The following is a 19997-nucleotide window of genomic DNA, read 5'->3' as shown; positions in this document are numbered from 1 at the left end:
TTTACACGCTCAAAAAGTTATAGATAAAATCGTTAACATCTCCCGGGTCCTCTACATCGTCACTGGACTGTGCCCCGATGGACATTGCCAGTGCTACCATGCCGTCGATACGGCCACTGGACTTGCCTTTAACAAATTTGCGGTTACCGGCTGGGTCGGTGATTACCGTGGCGTTTTTGGCGCACATTTCGAGGATCGGATGGTTGCCGTGCTTCAGCTGCGCACCGAGCAGTCTGGCCTCAAGCTCCCTGAGTGCGGGAGACATAGAGACAAAGCCCTGGCCGAACTCCACAAACCGCTCAAGTTCGGCTTCAGTGAATCCGGCATCGATGAGATGAGGGCGAAGGAAACGCATGTTATAGCGGTCGAAAGCCAGCACCCTGACGTTACAGATATCAAAAACGCGCCGCAGCTCCCTGGCGATAAAGGCATACTCAATGGCTTTTCCCGGTGTCGTGTTCAGCCAGCCCTGCCTCGCCCAGATGTCATAAGGCACGCGATCGTTACGCGCCTTGTCAGCCAGCCCTTCCTCAGGTAGCCAGAATTTACAGTGCACATCGCCATGGGTTGTGTTGAGAATCAGCGCGGTGAGGTCCGACACGCTGGAAAGGTCCAGGCCGCCCCAGACGGTAGCGCCCGCCAGTTCGCCGGGTTCCTCTTTATTCATGTGCCACACGGTCTGGCTCACGAACGGGCTTTTCGCCTCAACCCTGCGGTTTAGTACAAGGTTCTCAAACTCTGCCTGGCGCGACGGCAGGCGTTTTGCGCTGGCGGCCATATCCAGCACTTCTTTCTGGTTCATGAATACATCAAAGGCGGGGTTTGCCAGCCTGATGGCTTCAACAGAGAAAGGGTCGATATCTTCCGGCGCGGTCTGGAGCCTGACCACCGTTCGCGGATCGGCCCCGGTCAGGCCATCATCAATCAGCAGGCTGAGCAGGTCGCTCGCATCGGGTGCCTGGGTACTGATGATTACCGAGATAGGGTTATCCTGAGCAGCGGTCGCGGTTTCCAGCGCTTCATAAAGCGGGTCGCGCGGCCCGCGAACCTGCCCCAGCTCATCGTGGGCGACAAATCGCGGCGAGAAACCGTAGGCCGTGGTGGCTTCGGCGCTCAGTGCGCGATAATAAGAACCCAGTTCAGGGCAGTGAATTTCTTTTGCTGAATCCTTGATCGCCACATACTGCATCAGCACCGGGTTCATCCGGCACATCTTGGAGGCCAGGTTAAACAGAATGGCCGCCTGGTCACGCGAACGTGCGGCAGAATACAGCTGCGAGTTCGGCGCCGCTTCTGGCCCCACCAGATAGAGCAGCATCAGCATGGCGGTTTCAACGGTCTTGGCGTTCTTGCGCCCGCGGCTGATGATGGCGCGGCGAGTGCCATGCTTGTTGTCAAAGATAGCCCTGAAGTCGTCTTTCATGAACTCAGCCATTTTCAGGGGCTGGCCAACAAACTTACCTTCAGGGATAACGATATTTCTTTCGCACCAGAGGATATTCCTCTCGGCTCTTGTCAGAGTTTTTTTAGCCATCGAAGAGCCTTATTCAATTTCCCAGGGTTTTCTCTCCCGTGGCAGATTGTTGTTGGCACGACCTACCGTTTTGGGATCGGCAGTCGCCTGCCGGGTGATCCGCAGCCGCGTCGCCAGTGAGGACGCAGAGCGCACTTCACGCTCGCGCATCGTGAGCAGTTTGTCGTAACGCTTCAGCCCATCTTCTCGGGACAACCACTCCAGTTCGAATTCTTCAATCTGGGTGGTGAGCAACCGAGCCTGCACAACATGGCGGCAGTACATTTCCAGCATGTCGCGGTGCGTTTCGGTAAATGAGCTGGCGGGGTTGTCATTGACCAACCGGACCCAGACGTTTATTTCCGGATCGCTCAGATGAATGGACGGCTGTAGCCTGCTTTCAGCCAGTGCCGGCAGCGAGACAGCAGACGTCGCAGCCAGAGACTTTCTGCCTCGCTGTGCCATCGCTTTTTTCCTTTTTTTCTGGACGTTTTTAAAATGAAATGGGAGAGCGCGGTCTTTGTCTGCCAGGCGTCAGAGTTTTACCCCTCCCCCCCCTGTCATCGCGCCTTTCAAACGAGAATGAATCTCATTTTTCGATGATCCGCAGGTTTTCGCGGGACATGCCGGGCGGCACCAGTGAGTCGCCGACACCGATCGGGATCGACAGGCTGACGGTAGGTAGCGTCTCGCCAACTTCGTGGGTGAAGCTGATAGCGGTGACACCATTGAACTTCACACCATCAATGCTCAACTCAGTCAGCCTGCCATCACGATATTCAATCTTCAGGTCCTGCATTGCATGCTCCTGTTACCAGATAACCCGACCCTCTTCATCGAACTCGGTCACCGTTCCGCCGTTCTCCATGCGTTGCTTCACGGAGTCGTGGCAGCGTTTGCATAAACTTTGTAAATTTTCTGGATCGTGAAAGAGAGTTTCATCGCCTTTATGCGGCTTAACGTGGTCCACTACAGCCGCCGAAACGATCTGATTACGCTTGAGGTGAAACTCGCACAACGGCTGCTGTTGCAGCTGGTGATGGCGCAGGCGGTACCATCGCTTCGTGTTGTAGAGGTTATGCCAGGGGGAGTTTGATGCCATACACTGAATCCTCAGGGACGATACAGCAGACCACCTGGCTTCAGCGCGTTGCGGATAGCATCGCTTGCGGCTTGTTCAATAGCCTGCTGCGTGGTGACAAGTGCCGAAGCCTGAGCATCCTGTGACGCCTGCAGCGCCTTGAACACATCGCTTTCGCGTATGGCATCAATGACAGCTTCGCGCATATCGTCAGAGAGGCGGGTCTTTACTTCAGCGGCATGGAGTGCGCTTTTGATTGTGCTCAGTGCCGCGCCAATAACTGCAAACCGATCCGCTTTAAACTCAACCTGCTGTTGACCATCTTCAACAGCAACACCCATTCCAGCTACGTGAACGACGCCAGCGTCATCAGTGTGGCCTTTTATACTCCAGGCGGCTTTTGCTGATTCATCGGAATCCGGACCGCTCATTAATCTAGGGTCAGACTCACCCAGGTAGTTGTGAATAAAGTTAGCGGTATTGATAGTTACTGTACCCAGCTGGCCGTAATTGTAGGTTTCGTCCAGAAGGTCTCTGAAGGCAGAGGTGTCAGGTAAACTTTTCAAGATTTCGTCCACCAGCTTTTGTTCTGCTGGAGGGTTAATTCGCCCCACGCGCATTCTGACCGAACCGTCCTCACCATAGGCTGTTAGCTCACCGCCGGACATTTCCACACGTCCGCGTGTTTTGGTGCGCATATCCTTCACGCGCAGCTGGCCGGGAAAATATTCAGGGTAACCACTCACTTTTGTACGGCGGCCTTTGAGGTCGTACTCAGCAGAGCCAGCGGGGCTTTTGATGATCATGCCATGGTCGGTCTGAACGATACGTAGGCCAAGCATCGCCTGCTGTAGCGATAAGTGTTTCATTCGGGTTTCCTTTTAGATGTGAGCCTGTCGCACGGCAATGCCGCCGAAAGTTAACGGTCTGCCCAGGCTCACAGCTGAAAGACTTTCTTTGATGTGCGCGTGAGATGCGCATTAAAAAACCGCACGATGGCGGCTACTGTCTGAATATCAGGGTGTTGCTTTGCTTTAACCCTGGTTAAGGTGAGCATTCAGCCCGTCAGTGGTGGGACACTGATTCACGCAAAGAGGAGGAATGGCTGAATAACTCTTCGAAGGAAAAAGGATGATCACCAAAGTAAAAATCAAGTTTATTTCCCCTATTGATGGATCGGTATCAGATACCCCCACGGAGCATGCAATTCCCGTAGTTCCATTGACAGTATGGCCAAGTAGCTCAAAAGATATAAACGTTTATAATCCAAATGGATTGAAGGCTGGTGCCTACGCACTTATAGATACCGGAGCAGATCTTTGCTATGTGGATTCAGACTTTGCTGACAATTTAAAACTCCCAATCGCGGAAAAAACAACTGTGAGCGGAGCCACCTCAACAATAGAAACTACAGTTCGGCATGCGGTAATATCGTTCACTGAGGACGAAAGAGTTTTTTCAACAGAATTGACTTCAGTGCCATTGGTAAGTAACGGGAGAAAATTCCAAGTCGTTTTCGGAATGCAACTAATTAAAATGGGCGCCCTTACGATGGATTTTTCCAATCAAGTATTTGAGTTAACATTTTTTAACTAACCCCCCAGGGATACCTCCCTCTTTTGCAAGACTGGATAAGGGCATTGCTTTTGCTGTTTTCCTAGAATCGGTACCAGAATTGAGTTGCGATTTAATATCTTTTAATTCGCTCTCAATTCTCTTTACACGTTCAGCTAAAGTCATGATTGCCTCTTAATAATCGCTTAACATCTACAAAGCCTGCCCGAAGACAATACTTACCATTATCAAGCCCACCAGCAGGTGAGCTTTGTAATGGAAAGCCGTTGTGAAAGCGGCTCTCAAAAACCACAGATTTGTGGTTATGCGGCCAAGCGGTGCTGCTCTTCGATAAGTGGCTGGCGGTGATTACGCTCGAACATGCCGCGCAGCACTTCTTTGCGTTGTTCGAAGTCCCACCCCATGCTGATGAATACCGTGTTGGCGCGCTGTAGCTCGGTGATGCAGTGAATTTGTTCCGGCGTCAGGTAATCGCGGATCGGCTCTTTCTTCCCGATTTCGTGATGCACGCGGAACTTGGCCGCCGTCATGCCCAGCGCCAGTCGGTTAATCAGGTCAGCTTCGTTGCTGAAGTGATGCGGGGCGATCTGCTTACCCTGCGCCTCACGCTCATGCTTGATGGCATCGGTCATAGGCTTGTACTCCAGACGCGCCGAGTTGCGATCCATCTTCTTCTTCGCCAGCGCGCTGCGCATAGTGAAGAATTCATATACCAAGCGCTTTTTGAATTCACGCACAACTTCATTGTTTCGCATGTAGGTGATCAACAGCGTGGTTTGCTGTTCGTTTAGCAGTGCTATTTCCTGCTTCTGCATGCCTCCATCGGTTTGAAAGGGTCGCATTTCAAATTCCACCCTTCCGAACTCTTCGAGGTCGCTTTTGTACTTCCTGATGAGCTGAATCACTGGCTTGTGATCCTTCATGACACCACTGGCGATCACTGCCGAGTTGGTGACCAGGTCGAGCTTCTTGATTTCAACTAATTGCATGGCGTGTACCTTTCTTTGAGATGAACCTTTGCCGCATAGGAAATCAGCCCGTCGAGGCTCGCCAGCACTAACTGACTTCCTCAAAGGCTCATTTCAAAGGGTATGGTTCGACGTGGGTTGAATGCGCTGCGGTGCGCGGTGAAATTCGGGCATAAAAAAGCCCGACCGAAGTCAGGCTCTGTTATTTGGGTGACGAATCACTTAAGACACTGCTCTTTGATGTAGTCCTGCATGCCGCGAATCATCTTGTCAGCGGTTGCGATTCCGTCCCGGTGATCGAAATAATTCCGTCGAGCGTCTGGAGTAAGTTCGGGGGCTCCTGCATCATCCACGCCGGTGGAGGAGGTGGCTTTTGGCACTCCAGGGCAGGTTGCGGCGATGCGCAGCCGTTTAGCGCCAGAATCGACATCCCGACGCAAATCGTTAATGGTTTTTTTCGCATCGGACAATTCCTTCGTATATTTGGCATCCAGCGCAGCTGCATCGCGCTGGCGGGTCTGCATGTCTTTTATGGTGGCGTTAGCCAGGTTGAGATTCTTGGTGGCCTTATCGCGCTGGTCTTTGTAGGTGATGGCGTTGTCGCGGTAGTGGTTAATCGCCCAGGCCATGGAAACCAGCAGGCAGATAACGACAGCGCAGATGATTGCTGTTAATCGGCTCATCGCTCATCCCTTACGGATTGCTGAACTTTGCCTACCAGTTGCGTATGCGAACCTACTTCAGAAATGCCGATACCGCTTATGCCGATGTATTCCTTCCCGGTTTGCTGATCCTGAATGAGGTATACGCCACGCCAGTTATCGTAAGCCAGGGTATCCCTGAACTCTGACATTTTGGTCACCTTAATGCGGTCTGCGTCAGAGGACAGTTGAGAGGAAACAGCCATTGTTGATTTTGCTGGCTCAGGGCCACGATCACAGGCCGTAAGCATGAATAATGCTACCAGTAATGCCACTCTCATTTTTGGCTCCATTCGCATACTTCACGCTCAATCTCGCGTCGGGTAATAAGCCCCTTCCACTGCTTGCCACCGGCATACGTCCAGCGCTGCAGTTCTTTACATGCCCCCGGCACATCACCGGAGTTCAGCTTCTTCAGCAGCGTGGAACTGGCGAAAGCACCAGAGCCAACGTTATAAGTGAAGGAGTAAAGCGCGGCGCGGGTAGGCTCTGGGATGCGAACCTTGATCAGCGGGTCGATGGCGTTTGCCACCTTTCGCAGATCTGCCTTCAGCAGGTTGTCACACTCTTTGTCGGTGTAGCGGTGACCGCGGCGAACGTCGGCACCGGTGTGCCCGTCGCAAACAGTCCAGACGCCGACAACATCCTGATAAGCGTAATAGCGCCGTCCTTCCAGCCCATCCGCATTACCCAGCATTACTGCAGCAATGGTGATTGCTCCGGATCCGCCAACAATGGCACCCACCAGTTTATTCCTGAGTGTCGGGTTCATCTCGGCTCCTGCTGCGGCGGTTGTCTTCGCGGATCTTGAAATATAGATTCGTCAGATACGTCAGTACGGCAATGATGATACCCACCAGCACGCCGATAGCGTTCCACTGCTCGGGGCTGTAGGCATTAAGCATGCCGTTTAGGATGCTCCCGGCTGAAGCGCCATAGGCAGCACCAGTGGTTATTTTTTCCATGCGATACATGCTCTCACCTCGCGTAGTTAGCGGGTGCTGTTCGTGTAGTGGGAAAGGCCGTCAGACACGATAGCTACGGGGCATCTGGAATTGATTGTCTGCGGCCTGAATAAAAAACCCGGCGACAAGCCAGGAAGATGAGGGTAAGGCAATGTCGGCTCTCTGGCCTAATGGTCCCAGGTAGTGGGTTCTGGTGCCGGGCAAAGGAATCGAACCTCTGACGCGCAGCTTACAAGGCTGCCGTTCTGCCACTGAACTAGACCGGCGAATTTGGAGCATCTGGCGGGGATCGAACCCGCATCTTCTGGTTGGAAGCCAGACGTAATTCCCAAACTAAGACAGATGCAGAATTGGCGGGACAGGAAGGATTCGAACCTTCGACCATTTGGTTAAAAGCCGAACGCACAACCGCTGTGCTTCTGACCCTGAAATAAAAAAACCCGCAACGTGGCGGGCTTTTCGAAGTTAATTATCTACAGGCGTTATACTCCATAATCAGAAGCATACAGGACAGTTTTATGCAAAGTCAACACTAACGTGCAAAAAAGTGTCGCCATTTGTTCCGATCACATTAATAAGTTGTTGCCTTCTCAAATTCTACTGCCGCGTGACGTTCCCCCTGGCGCAGCGTGTCCACCAGCATTTCATAAAAGGGTTTCCAGTTGCGTGACCATGAGGACTGATGGAGGTCCGGGAGACGCTTCAGAATGGCACGGTGTACCGTCGCCGAGGAGATAGCAGAGAAGCCATTACCAGAGCAACGTTCACACGTTTTGAAAACCGGTGCGCCACGTTCTTTGGTCGCTTTGCGATCCAGCACTTCACCTTTACCGCCGCATCTGCACCGCGCAAGGATTACCTTTTTCCCTCCACAGGTTTCGCAAACCCTTTTCACCAGCTCATTTTTAATCTTCGGGGCCACCACTTCGGCACCGTCAGCGTCGAAGATACCAGGGTGTTTAATTACATCTTCATGCCCGGAGATAAATCCGGTACCACAACAGCTGTGACACGTCACGCTGGTAGCCGCCGAACGGGAGTAATCAGCAAAGGCAAATTGCGCCAGCACCAGCATACAACTCCCCAATTGCGCGCCCACCACCTTACGAATATTTTTTGGTGCCTTTTCAATTGCATACCGTGCCAGCGCCTGAACTGCGAGCTGTTCATCTGTTTTGCTGATGCCGGACTTGCCGAAGAAAGCAGCCAGACCGAAGCGCGCACGGCTGCTGGTGGTACCAATCGCTGCCATAACATCAGTGCCGGTGAGACGATCCGGAGAGGTTCCTTTCACGTCGTCGCTGATGTGCATACCCTGAGGGCTAAAGTGTTTTAGTGATGCTTCAAGTTCCATATCTCAAACCCTCGTTACGTTGCTGGCTTCCCACTCGAGATCAAGCTCGCTTTGCGGCTTACCGACCAGGTAGTTAAATGGTTTTTTCTCGCCTTCCAGGAACTGGTGAGAGCGAGAGTCGAAATTAGCTCCGATGTCACCGATCCACCCTTCCCCTTCTCGTTGCTTCAACAAACGAATCATTGAGGCGGGGAGATTGATCGCGGCCTGTTCGTCTTTGTCGAGGCTCTCATAACCCATACGATCCGCTTTTCTCTGCGCCAGCTCACGGGGAATGTTGCGCCAGACGGCCATAACGTTGTCGGGCATGTCGGTTAAGGCGCCAGTGCCTTTTACGTCCATCTTTCCGGTTGGAGCGGAGTCGTTTGTTTTTCTGGCGTGGGTAACCAGCAGGACGTGACAGTTATGCTCGTTCTTGAAGTCGCACAGCGTATCGATGAAGTCCTTCTGACCTGTGTAGTCTTCTTCGTCTAAGCCACATTTAGCCAGGTTATCTATGACGAACAGCTCAATGCCATAGCGGCGCCGGGCATAGGCAAAAATCTCAAGAAGCCGGTCTGCTTTGGCCGTTCCGGTAAGTTTGAATACCCAAAGGCGGTCAGAAAACCATTCGTTGGTCATAATGATTTCTTCACGTTTCGGTGAGGAAGTGCAGATGGTTTGCCGCGTGAGTCGGGCAAGCATTTTGCCTGGTTTAAGCTCCAGAGAAGCAATACACGTCCTGACGCCCTGACTCATCGCATCAATCGCGATATGTCCAACGAGCTCTGTTTTTCCATGCCCATTAACGCCATTAACGAGGGTCAGTTCACCGGCACGGAACTTAAAGTTGTTGTTCAGCGAAGCCCATGGGCTTGTAAACAGACCGGTATCCCGATGTTCGAATGCCTCGATAGTTTCCTGAAGCAAGTCCCCTGCTGAGCAAAGCTCATCGGGATCGAAGAATTTGGCGCGCTCCATGTATTCCAGAATGGAGTCGCTGTCCATGCCGTTCATCAGGCAATCGTTGATATCTTTGTGGGGAAGTTCAACCATGCGGCAACGATGTTCCCCAAGACGTCTGGCGATTTCTTTTGCAGCTTCACGGCCTACATTGTCGTTGTCCAGGCACAGCCAAATTTCCTGGAAGCGATCGAGGTTATGGTATTCATATTCAATCCACTGCTGTTTGGCCCCTTTGCCACCGCCAAAGGGAACAGACAGGGCATCATAGCCAAGCTGCGTAAAGGTCATGCAATCAATCTCACCTTCGCACAGAACTACCAGGCGGGTGTTTTTATCCAGAGCCTGCCAGCCAAACAGACATGGTTCGCAATCAGCTTCAGCCATAATCAGTTTTTTGCCGTTTGGCCTTTCGGTTCCAATACGTTTTACCTGTAGCAGTTCACCATTCCGGATGTACGGGAATGCCACTGCTGGTACCTCGCGGCTTTCGTCGTGATACCAGACCACCGCGTCTGTTACCTTAAAACGATCGGCCGTTTCACGGGTAATGCCACGTGAAGCAAGATAGTCGTAGCATTTGCTGGCCGATTTAACGCCCTTCTTCGTCGGGCGAGAGAACGTTTTTTTCTTCGCTTCGAAGTGGTGATCGTCATCTTTCAGGCCAAGGAACTCTTTCGCCTCTCGCATTGCATCGTGCAGTTGGCAATTACGCACCAGCACCCAGAGATCCAGCAGGTCACCACTGTCTCCGCTGGCAAAGTCAGCCCATGATTTTTTACCGCCGATATTGACCTTGAGGCTTTTGCCTGAGTCACCGTTCGTATTGCCAGCACACCACTCCTTCCCCTCCAGATGTCCTTTCGGAAGGAGAAACTTAGCGACGCGTTCAGCGTTATCCCATAGTTTTTCTGATAGTTCAGCTGGGCTCATAACTCACAAACTCCGTAAATCGAATTTAACAAAAAACCATCTCACAAATCCCTCGCACAGAACGCCGTGGTTATATCCGGCCACCAGCACACGCTTGAGGAGTATTTTCATGGGCGATACCCGCCACGGTTCATGCGATCGATCGCTGACTGATTGATAAACACTTCGGCAGAGCCGTCATCAGACTTTGCGTACCACTCGTAGCGGGACTGGTCTTGTCGGGTAGGGACTTTGTTTTCCTGGGTGTCTACCAGCCACGGTTCATCGAAATGTTTATCCGGCCCGAAGAACGTCGCCGCCTGCTTGACGAACGAAGTACCGATCTTTCCCTCAGAGGCCATGAAAGCTGCGTAGCGCTTAACCCCTTCCAGCATCGTCTCTGGTTTAACGCCCTGTTTAATACGTGCGTTCCAGGCTTTGAATGCGCTTAGCTTGTTATTTCCACCGCTACGCTTTGGGTATGCCTGCCAGGCTTCTTCAAATGCAGGAGAATAATCAGTTGAAGATTTCACTTTCGGTGTGTCGGCTTCAGCCGATGCACCAAGATATTTATTCTCTGTATTAATCTTCTGTGTAGTCTCCTGGTAATCTACTGTATGAATGGATGCGGAATTTCCACATGACTGCTCGTTGGTTTTCCCCATACCTGCATGCTGGTTTTCCGCATCACTGTTTGCGGAAATTCCGCATCCTTGTTTGTTGGTTTTCCCCATACCTGCATGCTGGTTTTCGCCAAGTAGAAGTTCTTCCAAGCGCTCCTGGTTTACTCTGAAATATAATTTTGCTGGGATGCCACGTTTTGCTTCTTCCAGTACGCCACAGGAAACCAGCTTTTTACGCGCTCCCTCTTGTTCGTAACGCGTTAATCCAGTCTCTTCTTCGAGATCTGTCTGGGTTTTGTAGAACCAATTCCCTTCCATGCGGTTCTGCCAATAGACAATCTGTGACAATAGCAATGCACCTGTAATACCCACGCCAAGGCGAACGAAGGACCGTTGAAAGGCTATTGGACGATCAACGAGCTGTAAGAAATTGCTCACTCCACAACCCTCCTGAAATAATTTTGAAACTTCCAGACAGGCTGCATGCATTCATGCGGATAATTCTGCCTGGTGAAATACACCTGCTGCTTATCCCGATTCCAGCCGGTGACATGCACAATCACCCCGCGCGGATCGCGATAATCGATATCCAATGGCTTAACTTGGTTTTCGGTAGTGATTGGATGTGACATGTCACACCTCATTGCCCGGATGTGGGAAAACAAGCATTTCTCGCTTGAGGGGTTTTTTACCCACAAAAGTTCTACTTGCTGCTTCAATAGAAGTTGCAAGTTTTGGTGACGCATTTCTGTATCCGTAGGCAATAAGATTCAAATATCCTATTGATGTACCGCTCTTAACTGCCAAAGCGTGCCATTCTTCTTTAGTGGAAGCACGACGCCAGGAAAGAAGTTCGTTTTCCATACCCACACCTCAATTTATCATTTTGGTAAAGTTTATCTTTACGATAACTATGAGGCAAGATAAATTTATCAAATTGGGTATTTATCATATTGCTAAAAAGTGGGAGTATTTGGTCATGGACATAAAAAACATTCGACGTCAGAACCTAAACAGGTTGATTGGTGAGTACATCGTGGAAGGTTATACCAAGGCACAAATTGCTGAAAAAATTGGTATACCCCCTTCTCAACTGAGTCAGTTATCTGGCTCTAACGCCTCTCGTAACATTGGTGACATAATAGCTAGGAGAATTGAGTCAAGTATGGGCCTGCCCCATGGCTGGATGGATTCAAAGAGAGCAGATGTTGATGCATCTGGTACCAAGCCTAACTTTTTCATAAATCCACTGACAAAAAATCAGCAACAATACCGAATTGAGGTGCTGGACACTGAGTTCAGTTGCGGAAGTGGCAGGATGAACATGGACTATCCTGAAATAGTTAAATCGATTGAACTTGATCCAGAGGAGGCTAAAAGGATGTTTGGTGGGCGTAGCCCTACCTCCCTGAAAATCTGCACGGTTGTCGGCGATAGCATGCTCGGGACTATTTTCCCTGGGGATCTTGTCGTTATAGACGTTACGGTAAACCGGTTGATAGGTGATGGGATTTATGCGTTCGTTTATGGTGACAACTTTCATATCAAACGCTTACAGCTGCTTAAGGACAAGCTGGTAGTCATCAGCGATAATTCAACTTACGAAAAATGGTTTGTATCTGAAACTGATCAAAGCGAGTTTCACATTCAGGGCTTAGTTGTCGGTAGATGGCAAATGTCATACAACCGTTTGGGGTGAGACTCATACATATAAAAAACCAGCTTCGGCTGGTTTTTTTATGCCCTGCACAAAATAATTTACTATATATATCAATATCATAACCATTAATTTATCATAATTTATCAAAAAGATATTTACCAAAATTTATCTTTGAGATAAAGTTCATTCATCGGCAAACAACGGAGCCAATGAAATGAATACTCAAATCACCGTAGCCAAAACCATCGGCAAAAGAATATTAAATCAAAGATCTTCGCTTCGACTCTCTCAGGATTTTTTGGCTGATCATCTTGGTTTAACAACCGAAACCATTAACAACTGGGAAACGGAAAAAACTGTTCCGTTTGCTGACCAGTTAATCCAATTGGCTAACATTCTTCATTCTGATGTTCTGTGGCTCATTTCAGGAAACGAGCAGTGCGGTGAATTTACAGAACCAACAAGTATTATAACGTCCAATCAACTTAACTCATGGTCTGCTGATATTGGCAATTGCAGAATGGCTTTATCTAACGCTATGGATTGCATGCCTCCGGAATTGTCGGCTATCGGTACACTAACTATCGTTTATGAAAAATTAGACGACTTGCAAGAAACCATCTGCAAGCAAGCCGACAAAATTTAAAATTAATTAACATTATTTAATTAACACCTTTCTTGGTGGGGACAAACTCACCCTTAGGAAATGAAAATGCAAAATTCCGTCGCAGTTAATCAGCCAGTTAAAACGCCTCAAATGCTGTTCGGATCTGACAACATCAATGACTTTGGCAACCGCGTACAAAGCTGCCGGATGGAAGGTGATTCAATGCAGCCGACCATCGAACCATGTGAGGTTGTGGCTTTCGTTGATTGCGGTGGACGTGCGCTTACCTCTGGCATTTATGTTTACACAATGGATGCTTTTGGTCGCCCATGTCTTTTCATTAAGAGAATTGAGCCATTAGCTGATGGCTCATTAAAAATCATTTCTGATAACCATCATTACGAAACTTTCACCCTTAATACCGATGAACAGAAAGAAATCAAAATTCACGGTCGGGTGGTGGCTTCTTTGGCTGTGAGGCGCTTCGTATGACTTTCATCATTGATAAATCGGCATATAGAACAGCATGCCTTTATGCGGCCTGCGGTTACGAGGTAATCGCTCGTCTTTATCTTAAAAAAGCATATGGTCGGTAATTATGAGCTTATTAAAAAGGCAAGACATTCAGGTTGTGAACATCAAAGCCGAGCAACTGGCTGGTTTATCGCAAACATTATTTGAATATCACGACAAACTGGACCATTTCCAACTTAAAACTATTTGCTCTCTTGTTTATGACATTGCTGGCGAAATTCATGATTGGACCGAAAAAGAAGAGGAAATTGTTATGAGCTTAGAGGAGGAGGCTCGCCGCAATGGATAAATTAATCGAGACATATCGCCGCCGAATTTTAAAAGCAGCGTTATTACGCCACCAGCGTAAAACAGGCAGTAACTGCCTTGTTATTAAGCTCAATAAAGGCGGCATTAACACGGTCGAGTTAACAGAGATTCTTCTCGATGGATTATTGAGAAAATTCGAAAGGCTTGCGATCAGTGAGTACGGGAATGTCGAAGGCGTAAAAGCTATCAAGGGAATTTACAGCAGCGCTGTTGATGTTAATGGCAGCGGTGAATTCCTTACGGATAGCGGGAAGGAGTTAATCGACGAGCTCATTTCTGAGCTGGTCGAGTTCGTCAAAAAACAAAAAGTGGAGGCTCCGAAAACGGAGGGTCATGAAATGGAGGGATCTGATGGCTCTTACAGCGATACGAATTCCTGAGTGGGTTCACCTCAAAGCAGCACACGTTTTAAGCCAGTTCAGAGCGAGGAGGATTCACCCCTGCCGCATGATCGGCACCGGGAATCTGAGCCTGAAGGTAAATCACCGCTGGCGGCTACTATCCCGCGATGGCGGCAAGAACTGGGAAGTAATGAGCCATGAAACCTATAACCGGGAGAAAGACAGATGACTGACTTTGAAAAAGATAACGTGAAGCAGCTTGTTGCTCGCCTGAAGGAAATCCAGAAGCAATCCGACGTAACGATTCCTGGTTGGATGCTTGACGAAAACCGCTATGGCAAGGGCTCCCTTACTTTAGAAGAGCAGCATGAGTGGGCTCAAACCGTCGTCCAGTCCATGCGCGGTACGGTCGCCCTTCTTTATCTCATCAGCTGCGAAAACCGCTGGGGACTCCGTGACGGGCAATACCAGTTTAAAACCGAGGAGTTTACCTTCGGCTTAACCCGGGAACTTATTGAAAATCTGCTGATTAAGCATGTGGAGTGCGCACTGATCGAGCACAAGCCTGAGGAACGCTATCTGGCGGTTTACCAGTTCTACTACGCCAACGATCAGCGCCTGAAAGAAGTCGGTCATTCGTGGTTCGCAGAGTTTCTCGACGAGATTTTTGTAGATCTCGCTGCCCAGCTGCGCACCGGTAAAACAATGCCAGCCAATCACGTTTTGCATTAAGGAGCAATGAAGATGGCAATGAAAGCAGAATTAGCACCAGTAGCGGCCCGTGACCTGCAGATCATCGAGTATCGCGGTCAGCGAGTTGTGACCACTGAACAGCTGGCGGCAGGATATGGCGCAACCGAGCAGATGATCACCAACAACTTCAACCGCAACAAATCCCGGTTCGTTGAAGGTAAACATTACTTCAAGCTTTCTGGCGGAGATGTTGAAATTTTGCGCAACTCTTTCAGCGGACTGCAAATCTCAAGCAAAGCTCGCACCCTGACTCTTTGGACTGAACGCGGTGCAGCTAACCACGCCAAAATTCTCGAGACAGATCAGTCCTGGGAATTCTACGACGATATGGCTGAGTTTTATTTCACCCGCCGCGCCTCTATTGCAACGCCGGCAACACCGCTGACACTTAGCCGAAAAGAACTTGCCTTGATGGTAATTGAAGCCGAAGAACGCGCCGAAGCCGCTGCACTCGAAACCAGGACCCTCAGCGCCACTGTTGAAAGCCTGGAGAAGCACTTCACCAAAGGCATGACGATCCCAGCATTCAGCAAGGCGCTGAACGGCGTCAACATCAACAAAATGATGTGGTGGGCGTCCGAGCGTGGCTGGGTGTTTAACGAGCAACGCGACCCAGAGAAAGATCCGCGCTGGCGCGTCGCCTCATATGCCCGCGACAAATATCTGACGGAAGACCAGACGCAGATCACCCCGCACGGCAAGGATGCTTTCACGAAGTTTACGCCAGTACTGCTGGAGAAAGGCTGTCACCGTCTGTATCAGCTGTACATGAAAGGTGAGCTGCCAATGAAAAAGACTTGGAATGGCGAGTACAGCCACGACAAAGCGATTTATTCACCGGAGGCCAAATAATGGAACTGCTTCCTTGCCCACTTTGTGGCAACGATGAAATAGATTTCGATTCTGTGCTTTATGAAGGCGAGCCAATGTTTGTAGTCCGTTGCGATTGCTGCAGTGTGAGTCTAGCTCCGCAAGCTCGTGATATGGCTGCGGCCATCTGGAACCAGCGAGCACCACGGCCGAAAGAAGCGACAGATTCATACCAAATTCTTGAGCACCCATCAGTGGGGCGATTTCAGATCATTAAGCCGGAGGGCTTCTGAAGTGAATAATGATATCTGGAATCCGGCTGGCTCTATTGAGCTGGCCCACCGGCAGGCTCTGACATGTGTATGTGATGCCTACTTGTTTCATTTGGTCAGCCTGCACCGTCGCCCTGTATATCGCCACCAGTACGGTGATATTTCGCTTAATCAGACAGCATTACAGGGATTCATCGACTCGTACCTCGCTGATAAGGGATGGAGTATGGAGCGTCGCCGTGCACATTACATCCGGATGCTGGACCTGATCAAATATATGCATCGCAGCAATGCGGACTTCGTCGATTGGGGAACTGTGCCAGCTCTAAACCCAAGGGGCATCCGCTGGATGAATGCCTGTTTCTCAAGGCTGGGAGAGATGGTTAATAGTTTTGGCGGGTGGAATAACGTCGTGGCGAACGCAGACAGCGAGGTGAAATGATGGACCGTGCAATGATCAAGACCGACTCCCTGAACACAATTGGGGAATGCCTCGAGCAGCTGGCGCTGGCCGAAGAAGGCCTTATCGTAATCGACGGCCAACTGTTAAAGCATGATGCCGATCAGGCTTGGCGCAAGCGGGCAGAGAATGCCCGCCGGACCATTGGGCAAAAGAAGCGAATCATCACCGCTCGTTTATCTGTGCTTCGCCATCAGGAGAAAGAGCATAACCGGCAGATGCATCACACGCGTGACAGCTATCTGATTGCAGAGCTGCGGGAGATTGTCACGCCCTCTTCTTTCCTGCGCTGCGTACACCGCGCAGAAACAAAGCTGGAGGCCGCCAGTGAGTGAATCCAACTTGTTTGAATTGGTGGCGCTGATCAAGGCAGCAAAGAGCGATCCGTCAGCGATAGTCGATGCATTATGGGAGGCCGGTTATCGCCAGCCCGAAAGGAGCGAGAAGGAGGCGGCCAAAATAACTATCGACACCTTCTTCTACTGCATGGCGTTCGATATGCCGACAGATTTCTGGCCCCGCGATTATGACAGCGTTCTCCAGAATGAGCTGATGAACAGCAGTTATTTGGTGAGGATGGAGAGCTGGCCTACCGCCACCGCCAGCGAAATAGGCCAAAAGCGTTATCAACGCCGGATTTAGCAAGGAGGCCGCCAATGGGTGAAATGGTCGATTTGAATAATGCGTGGTGCCGCTGCCGTGGTCTGAGTGTGATGTGAGGTGATTATGAGCGACGTTGTTCTTCCTGGTACCGAATGACTGGGTTAGTGAAAAGGTTCTGATTGCGGTTACCGGGCCTCAAGCCCGGAACCATCCTCCGGGCCAGAAAAGAATGCTGGCTGGTTGGGCGGGAATATGTGCATGTTTCACCTGACGGAAATCCGAAACCTTTCCAGCGAGTGGCATGTATAACCGTAAAGCGGTCGATGCGTGGGGTGGCCTCAATGAAAAACAAACAGCCTGGGGTGATCTGAGGCCATGAAAAAGGTAATCTCATATCGCTCTTGGGCGTCTGGAGGAATCAATGGATAAAGTTACATATCCAACAGGCGTCGAAAACCACGGTGGCACATTGCGCATCTGGTTTAATTTCAAAGGTAAGCGTGTCAGGGGAGAACCTCGGTGTCCCTGACACCGCTAAGAACAGGAAGATCGCCGGGGAACTGCGGACATCGGTATGTTTTGCCATCAGAACAGGCACATTTGAGTACGCGTCACAGTTTCCGGACTCCCCTAACCTCAAGACTTTTGGGGTGGGTAAGAAAGAAATTACAGTGTCAGAGCTTGCCGAAAAGTGGCTGGATCTGAAGAGAATGGAAATCTGCGCGAACGCACTCAACCGTTATGAGTCAGTCGCAAGGAATATGGTGCCAAGGATCGGGGTAATCGGCTGGTGTCGGCGGTAACGAAAGAGGAATTACTGTATATCAGGAAGATTTACTGACTGGTCACCCAGATGCCAATGAAGGGGAAGGTCCCGGCAAAGGGACGAAGTGTTGTCACCGTAAATTATTACATGACAACTATTGCCGGAATGTTTCAGTTTGCCACAGATCACGGTTACTTAGAGGCGAACCCATTCGACGGGATCAAGCCTCTTAAAAAAGCCAGGGCAGAGCCAGATCCGCTAACTCGTGACGAATTTATTCGCCTGATTGATGCATGCCGGCATCAGCAGACGAAAAACCTGTGGTCACTAGCAGTATACACAGGGGTCCGTCATGGGGAGCTGACCTCCCTGGCCTGGGAGGATATCGATCTTGAAGCTGGAACAATAACAATCAGGCGCAATTATACAAAACTGGGTGAATTCACTCTACCGAAAACTGAGGCCAGTACCAACAGAGTGATACACCTCATTCAGCCTGCGATCAGCGTCCTGAGGAATCAGGCGGAAATGACCAGGCTTGGAAAAAAGCATCAGATCGATGTTCAGCTGCGCGAGTACGGCAGAACTGAGAGCCACGAGTGTACATTTGTTTTCAACCCTCAGCTGGTCAGAAGATGTCAGCAGGTGGGGATTATCTACAAAGTTGACTCGATAGGTGATTTATGGGACGCGGCTATGAAGCGAGCAGGGATAAAGCACAGGAAAGCATATCAGTCGCGTCACACGTATGCATGCTGGTCCCTGTCAGCTGGCGCTAACCCCAGCTTCATTGCCAGTCAGATGGGCCATGCGAGCGCCCAGATGGTCTTTAACGTATACGGTGCGTGGATGGCAGACAGCAGTAGTGAGCAGATCGCAATGCTGAATCAGAGGCTCGCGGATTTTGCCCCACAGATGCCCCAAAGCATACATAGCAGCGCCAGAGTATTATTGAAATCAGTAAGTTAGTTAATAACGCCCGACATGTTAACTGCGTGACGCGGCAATTTTAAAAATCACTAAAGAACGCCCAAGAGCATGTGTATTCTTTAGAATTATCAATTACATAAAATTCACTTCATATGAAAATCACCAAAGTTCATATGAGTAAAAATGTCCCACTCATGCCCCAAGCCGCCTCAAAAACAATTTTTTTGCCCCATCCATGCCCCATAGCTCTCTTCTGAAGTGCTATATACCTAACCGTTGACACTGTACAAATAACCAGTATAAATTCTCTTTAAAAATACAGTCGTTTCCGGAGGTCTTTATGTTCGTTGAGCTGGTCTATGACAAGCGTAATGTTGATGGTTTGGTTGGCGCCAGAGAGATTATTCTGGCTGAGCTAACGAAGCGGGTGCACCAGATTTTCCCTGATGCCGAAGTGAGGGTTAAGCCGATGCAGGCGAACGCCTTAAACAGCAACGCCAGCAAAAGTGATCGTGAAAAACTGAACCGAATGCTGGAAGAAATGTTTGATGAATCTGACATGTGGTTAACTTCAGAATCACCTACCGTTCGTCAGGTTGGTATTTGAGTTTTACTCAGGTAGTATTCCCGGCGATTGCTCGGGCATGAACACTGAGCAACCACCCGCCGCCCGTTCTTGCATACGACAGGCGGCGGTTTATTTTACGAAGCAGGCTCCTGTAAGGCCGCTTCACTCGATTCTTTCTGACGCTTATTCCAGATGCTATCCCCAGGCATGTCGAGGCGTACGTCGATCCAGCTGTTGGCCGGAACATCCATAGGAGCCCCCTTTGTTTTGACGATCTCCCCTTCATCGCTCAGCATGTATTTCCGCTTAAAAAGCCGAATCGTCAGCCCACCGCTTTCTGTCTGCTCTGCTTCAACAACACCCAGTTCCCCCATACCGCCAGGGTCCATTGGCGGCAGCAGCTGCCAGCCTTCTGATGCCAGGCCATCCGAACCGGTAAGAATATATACCCCAACTTCCAGCCGAGAGATTTTGATCCCTTCAGCCTCGGCGTTCGCCGTACCGCACCCGCACCAGACAAAACCTGGTTCATCTATATCAGTGCGTTGACATTCCTCCTGGCTTTTCACAATACGGGCAACCGGTGAAGCAGCCTTAAGAGTTCCGTCGCTGGCTTTGGTGGTATTACCATCATCGTAAACTTTTCGCCAGGCATTGAAACTGAGAGCCTCTCGAGTGCGCCAAAAGAAACCAATTTGCCCCCTGGCTGCAAACTGTGCAGCATAACCTGCATCGGTATGGTGAGATGCA

Annotated in this window: 31 protein-coding genes, 3 tRNA genes and 2 pseudogenes; 16 read left to right on the top strand and 20 right to left on the bottom strand. The window is 50.1% G+C overall.

Going from position 1 to position 19997, the window contains the following annotated elements:
- Position 1: 1 nt before the first annotated feature.
- The 5 genes from BH712_RS00180 to BH712_RS00160 form a co-directional block, all read right to left on the bottom strand.
- Positions 2-1534, bottom strand: a complete 1533-nt coding sequence (locus BH712_RS00180) for a terminase large subunit (RefSeq protein WP_006811062.1) — start codon at positions 1532-1534, stop codon at positions 2-4.
- A gap of 9 nt (positions 1535-1543) precedes the next feature.
- Positions 1544-1978, bottom strand: coding sequence for a hypothetical protein (locus BH712_RS00175; protein ID WP_006811063.1), 435 nt, complete (start codon positions 1976-1978; stop codon positions 1544-1546).
- A gap of 124 nt (positions 1979-2102) precedes the next feature.
- Entirely contained in the window at positions 2103-2312 is a 210-nt protein-coding gene (locus tag BH712_RS00170; protein ID WP_006811064.1) for a hypothetical protein, read from the bottom strand.
- Between the two features lie 12 nt (positions 2313-2324).
- Complete coding sequence (locus BH712_RS00165; protein ID WP_006811065.1) at positions 2325-2615, bottom strand: HNH endonuclease; 291 nt, start codon at positions 2613-2615, stop codon at positions 2325-2327.
- A gap of 11 nt (positions 2616-2626) precedes the next feature.
- Positions 2627-3463 (bottom strand): phage tail tip fiber protein, encoded by an 837-nt coding sequence (locus tag BH712_RS00160; RefSeq protein WP_006811066.1) that lies wholly within the window; start codon positions 3461-3463, stop codon positions 2627-2629.
- 262 nt (positions 3464-3725) lie between these two features.
- On the opposite strand from BH712_RS00160, the gene BH712_RS00155 reads away from it, so the two are divergent.
- Positions 3726-4190 (top strand): aspartyl protease family protein, encoded by a 465-nt coding sequence (locus BH712_RS00155; protein ID WP_006811068.1) that lies wholly within the window; start codon positions 3726-3728, stop codon positions 4188-4190.
- Here BH712_RS00155 and BH712_RS24845 read toward each other — a convergent pair.
- The 14 genes from BH712_RS24845 to BH712_RS00090 all read right to left on the bottom strand — a co-directional run bounded on the left by BH712_RS24845 (position 4173) and on the right by BH712_RS00090 (position 11498).
- Complete coding sequence (locus BH712_RS24845) at positions 4173-4334, bottom strand: hypothetical protein (RefSeq protein WP_023303625.1); 162 nt, start codon at positions 4332-4334, stop codon at positions 4173-4175. The two genes, BH712_RS00155 and BH712_RS24845, sit on opposite strands and share 18 nt — an antisense overlap.
- 137 nt (positions 4335-4471) lie before the next feature.
- A complete protein-coding gene (locus tag BH712_RS00150; RefSeq protein ID WP_006811069.1) occupies positions 4472-5158 on the bottom strand; it encodes a Rha family transcriptional regulator in 687 nt (228 codons plus the stop codon).
- A 197-nt stretch (positions 5159-5355) separates the two neighbouring features.
- Complete coding sequence (locus BH712_RS24255; RefSeq protein ID WP_082208499.1) at positions 5356-5820, bottom strand: lysis protein; 465 nt, start codon at positions 5818-5820, stop codon at positions 5356-5358.
- A complete protein-coding gene (locus BH712_RS24840) occupies positions 5817-5990 on the bottom strand; it encodes a hypothetical protein (protein ID WP_154816351.1) in 174 nt (57 codons plus the stop codon). The genes BH712_RS24255 and BH712_RS24840 overlap by 4 nt, the downstream gene beginning before the upstream one ends.
- Positions 5991-6115: 125 nt before the next feature.
- On the bottom strand, positions 6116-6610 hold the full coding sequence (locus BH712_RS00135; RefSeq protein WP_071850014.1) for a lysozyme: 495 nt from the start codon (positions 6608-6610) through the stop codon (positions 6116-6118).
- Positions 6588-6812, bottom strand: a complete 225-nt coding sequence (locus BH712_RS00130) for a class II holin family protein (protein ID WP_001752682.1) — start codon at positions 6810-6812, stop codon at positions 6588-6590. The genes BH712_RS00135 and BH712_RS00130 overlap by 23 nt, the downstream gene beginning before the upstream one ends.
- Before the next feature lie 182 nt (positions 6813-6994).
- A tRNA-Thr gene (locus BH712_RS00125) sits at positions 6995-7069 on the bottom strand.
- A 5-nt stretch (positions 7070-7074) separates the two neighbouring features.
- A tRNA-Gly gene (locus tag BH712_RS00120) sits at positions 7075-7149 on the bottom strand.
- 5 nt (positions 7150-7154) lie between these two features.
- A tRNA-Lys gene (locus tag BH712_RS00115) sits at positions 7155-7229 on the bottom strand.
- Between the two features lie 145 nt (positions 7230-7374).
- The gene (locus BH712_RS00110) at positions 7375-8157 is read right to left on the bottom strand and encodes an antitermination protein (protein ID WP_006811071.1); all 783 of its coding nucleotides are present in this window, start codon (positions 8155-8157) and stop codon (positions 7375-7377) included.
- Between the two features lie 3 nt (positions 8158-8160).
- Positions 8161-10032 carry a toprim domain-containing protein gene (locus BH712_RS00105; protein ID WP_006811072.1) on the bottom strand — a complete coding sequence of 624 codons (1872 nt, stop codon included), beginning with the start codon at positions 10030-10032 and terminating at the stop codon, positions 8161-8163.
- A 107-nt stretch (positions 10033-10139) separates the two neighbouring features.
- Positions 10140-11072 (bottom strand): hypothetical protein, encoded by a 933-nt coding sequence (locus BH712_RS00100; RefSeq protein ID WP_006811073.1) that lies wholly within the window; start codon positions 11070-11072, stop codon positions 10140-10142.
- The gene (locus BH712_RS00095; RefSeq protein ID WP_032674120.1) at positions 11069-11266 is read right to left on the bottom strand and encodes a DUF4222 domain-containing protein; all 198 of its coding nucleotides are present in this window, start codon (positions 11264-11266) and stop codon (positions 11069-11071) included. Before BH712_RS00095 ends, BH712_RS00100 begins: the two co-directional genes overlap by 4 nt.
- Before the next feature lies 1 nt (position 11267).
- Entirely contained in the window at positions 11268-11498 is a 231-nt protein-coding gene (locus BH712_RS00090; RefSeq protein ID WP_071850013.1) for a transcriptional regulator, read from the bottom strand.
- Positions 11499-11547: 49 nt separating this feature from the next.
- On the opposite strand from BH712_RS00090, the gene BH712_RS00085 reads away from it, so the two are divergent.
- From BH712_RS00085 to BH712_RS00010, 15 genes and pseudogenes are all read left to right on the top strand, one after another.
- Positions 11548-12333 carry a S24 family peptidase gene (locus BH712_RS00085; protein WP_006811075.1) on the top strand — a complete coding sequence of 262 codons (786 nt, stop codon included), beginning with the start codon at positions 11548-11550 and terminating at the stop codon, positions 12331-12333.
- 175 nt (positions 12334-12508) lie between these two features.
- Entirely contained in the window at positions 12509-12940 is a 432-nt protein-coding gene (locus BH712_RS00080; RefSeq protein WP_006811077.1) for a helix-turn-helix domain-containing protein, read from the top strand.
- Between the two features lie 66 nt (positions 12941-13006).
- A complete protein-coding gene (locus BH712_RS00075) occupies positions 13007-13393 on the top strand; it encodes a S24 family peptidase (protein WP_032673909.1) in 387 nt (128 codons plus the stop codon).
- A gap of 106 nt (positions 13394-13499) precedes the next feature.
- Positions 13500-13724 carry a hypothetical protein gene (locus BH712_RS00070; RefSeq protein WP_006811079.1) on the top strand — a complete coding sequence of 75 codons (225 nt, stop codon included), beginning with the start codon at positions 13500-13502 and terminating at the stop codon, positions 13722-13724.
- A complete protein-coding gene (locus tag BH712_RS00065; protein WP_006811080.1) occupies positions 13717-14124 on the top strand; it encodes a hypothetical protein in 408 nt (135 codons plus the stop codon). The genes BH712_RS00070 and BH712_RS00065 overlap by 8 nt, the downstream gene beginning before the upstream one ends.
- Positions 14078-14314 carry a ParE family toxin-like protein gene (locus BH712_RS25325; protein ID WP_420890500.1) on the top strand — a complete coding sequence of 79 codons (237 nt, stop codon included), beginning with the start codon at positions 14078-14080 and terminating at the stop codon, positions 14312-14314. The genes BH712_RS00065 and BH712_RS25325 overlap by 47 nt, the downstream gene beginning before the upstream one ends.
- Positions 14311-14817, top strand: coding sequence for a hypothetical protein (locus tag BH712_RS00060; protein WP_006811082.1), 507 nt, complete (start codon positions 14311-14313; stop codon positions 14815-14817). The genes BH712_RS25325 and BH712_RS00060 overlap by 4 nt, the downstream gene beginning before the upstream one ends.
- 12 nt (positions 14818-14829) lie before the next feature.
- Complete coding sequence (locus BH712_RS00055; protein WP_023337029.1) at positions 14830-15690, top strand: ORF6N domain-containing protein; 861 nt, start codon at positions 14830-14832, stop codon at positions 15688-15690.
- Positions 15690-15941 carry a Lar family restriction alleviation protein gene (locus tag BH712_RS25320; RefSeq protein WP_006811084.1) on the top strand — a complete coding sequence of 84 codons (252 nt, stop codon included), beginning with the start codon at positions 15690-15692 and terminating at the stop codon, positions 15939-15941. The genes BH712_RS00055 and BH712_RS25320 overlap by 1 nt, the downstream gene beginning before the upstream one ends.
- A 1-nt stretch (position 15942) precedes the next feature.
- Positions 15943-16362 carry a hypothetical protein gene (locus BH712_RS00045; RefSeq protein WP_006811085.1) on the top strand — a complete coding sequence of 140 codons (420 nt, stop codon included), beginning with the start codon at positions 15943-15945 and terminating at the stop codon, positions 16360-16362.
- Between the two features lie 11 nt (positions 16363-16373).
- Positions 16374-16715 (top strand): hypothetical protein, encoded by a 342-nt coding sequence (locus BH712_RS00040; protein WP_226869021.1) that lies wholly within the window; start codon positions 16374-16376, stop codon positions 16713-16715.
- Positions 16708-17022 (top strand): hypothetical protein, encoded by a 315-nt coding sequence (locus BH712_RS00035; protein ID WP_071850012.1) that lies wholly within the window; start codon positions 16708-16710, stop codon positions 17020-17022. The genes BH712_RS00040 and BH712_RS00035 overlap by 8 nt, the downstream gene beginning before the upstream one ends.
- Before the next feature lie 84 nt (positions 17023-17106).
- Positions 17107-17354: pseudogene (gene xisR, locus BH712_RS25280) on the top strand (excisionase family protein).
- A 50-nt stretch (positions 17355-17404) separates the two neighbouring features.
- A pseudogene (locus BH712_RS00015) lies at positions 17405-18718 on the top strand (tyrosine-type recombinase/integrase).
- Positions 18719-19019: 301 nt separating this feature from the next.
- Positions 19020-19286, top strand: coding sequence for a DinI family protein (locus tag BH712_RS00010; protein ID WP_006811040.1), 267 nt, complete (start codon positions 19020-19022; stop codon positions 19284-19286).
- Between the two features lie 95 nt (positions 19287-19381).
- On the opposite strand, the gene BH712_RS00005 is transcribed toward BH712_RS00010, so the two are convergent.
- Positions 19382-19997 (bottom strand): phage tail fiber protein (locus tag BH712_RS00005; protein ID WP_481623433.1); only part of this gene is annotated, 616 nt, incomplete at its 5' end.

Source organism: Enterobacter hormaechei ATCC 49162, from assembly GCF_001875655.1.
GTDB classification, from domain to species: domain Bacteria; phylum Pseudomonadota; class Gammaproteobacteria; order Enterobacterales; family Enterobacteriaceae; genus Enterobacter; species Enterobacter hormaechei.
Note: the sequence above shows the minus strand (reverse complement) of the source record. Positions and strands in the feature narration are given on the sequence as shown.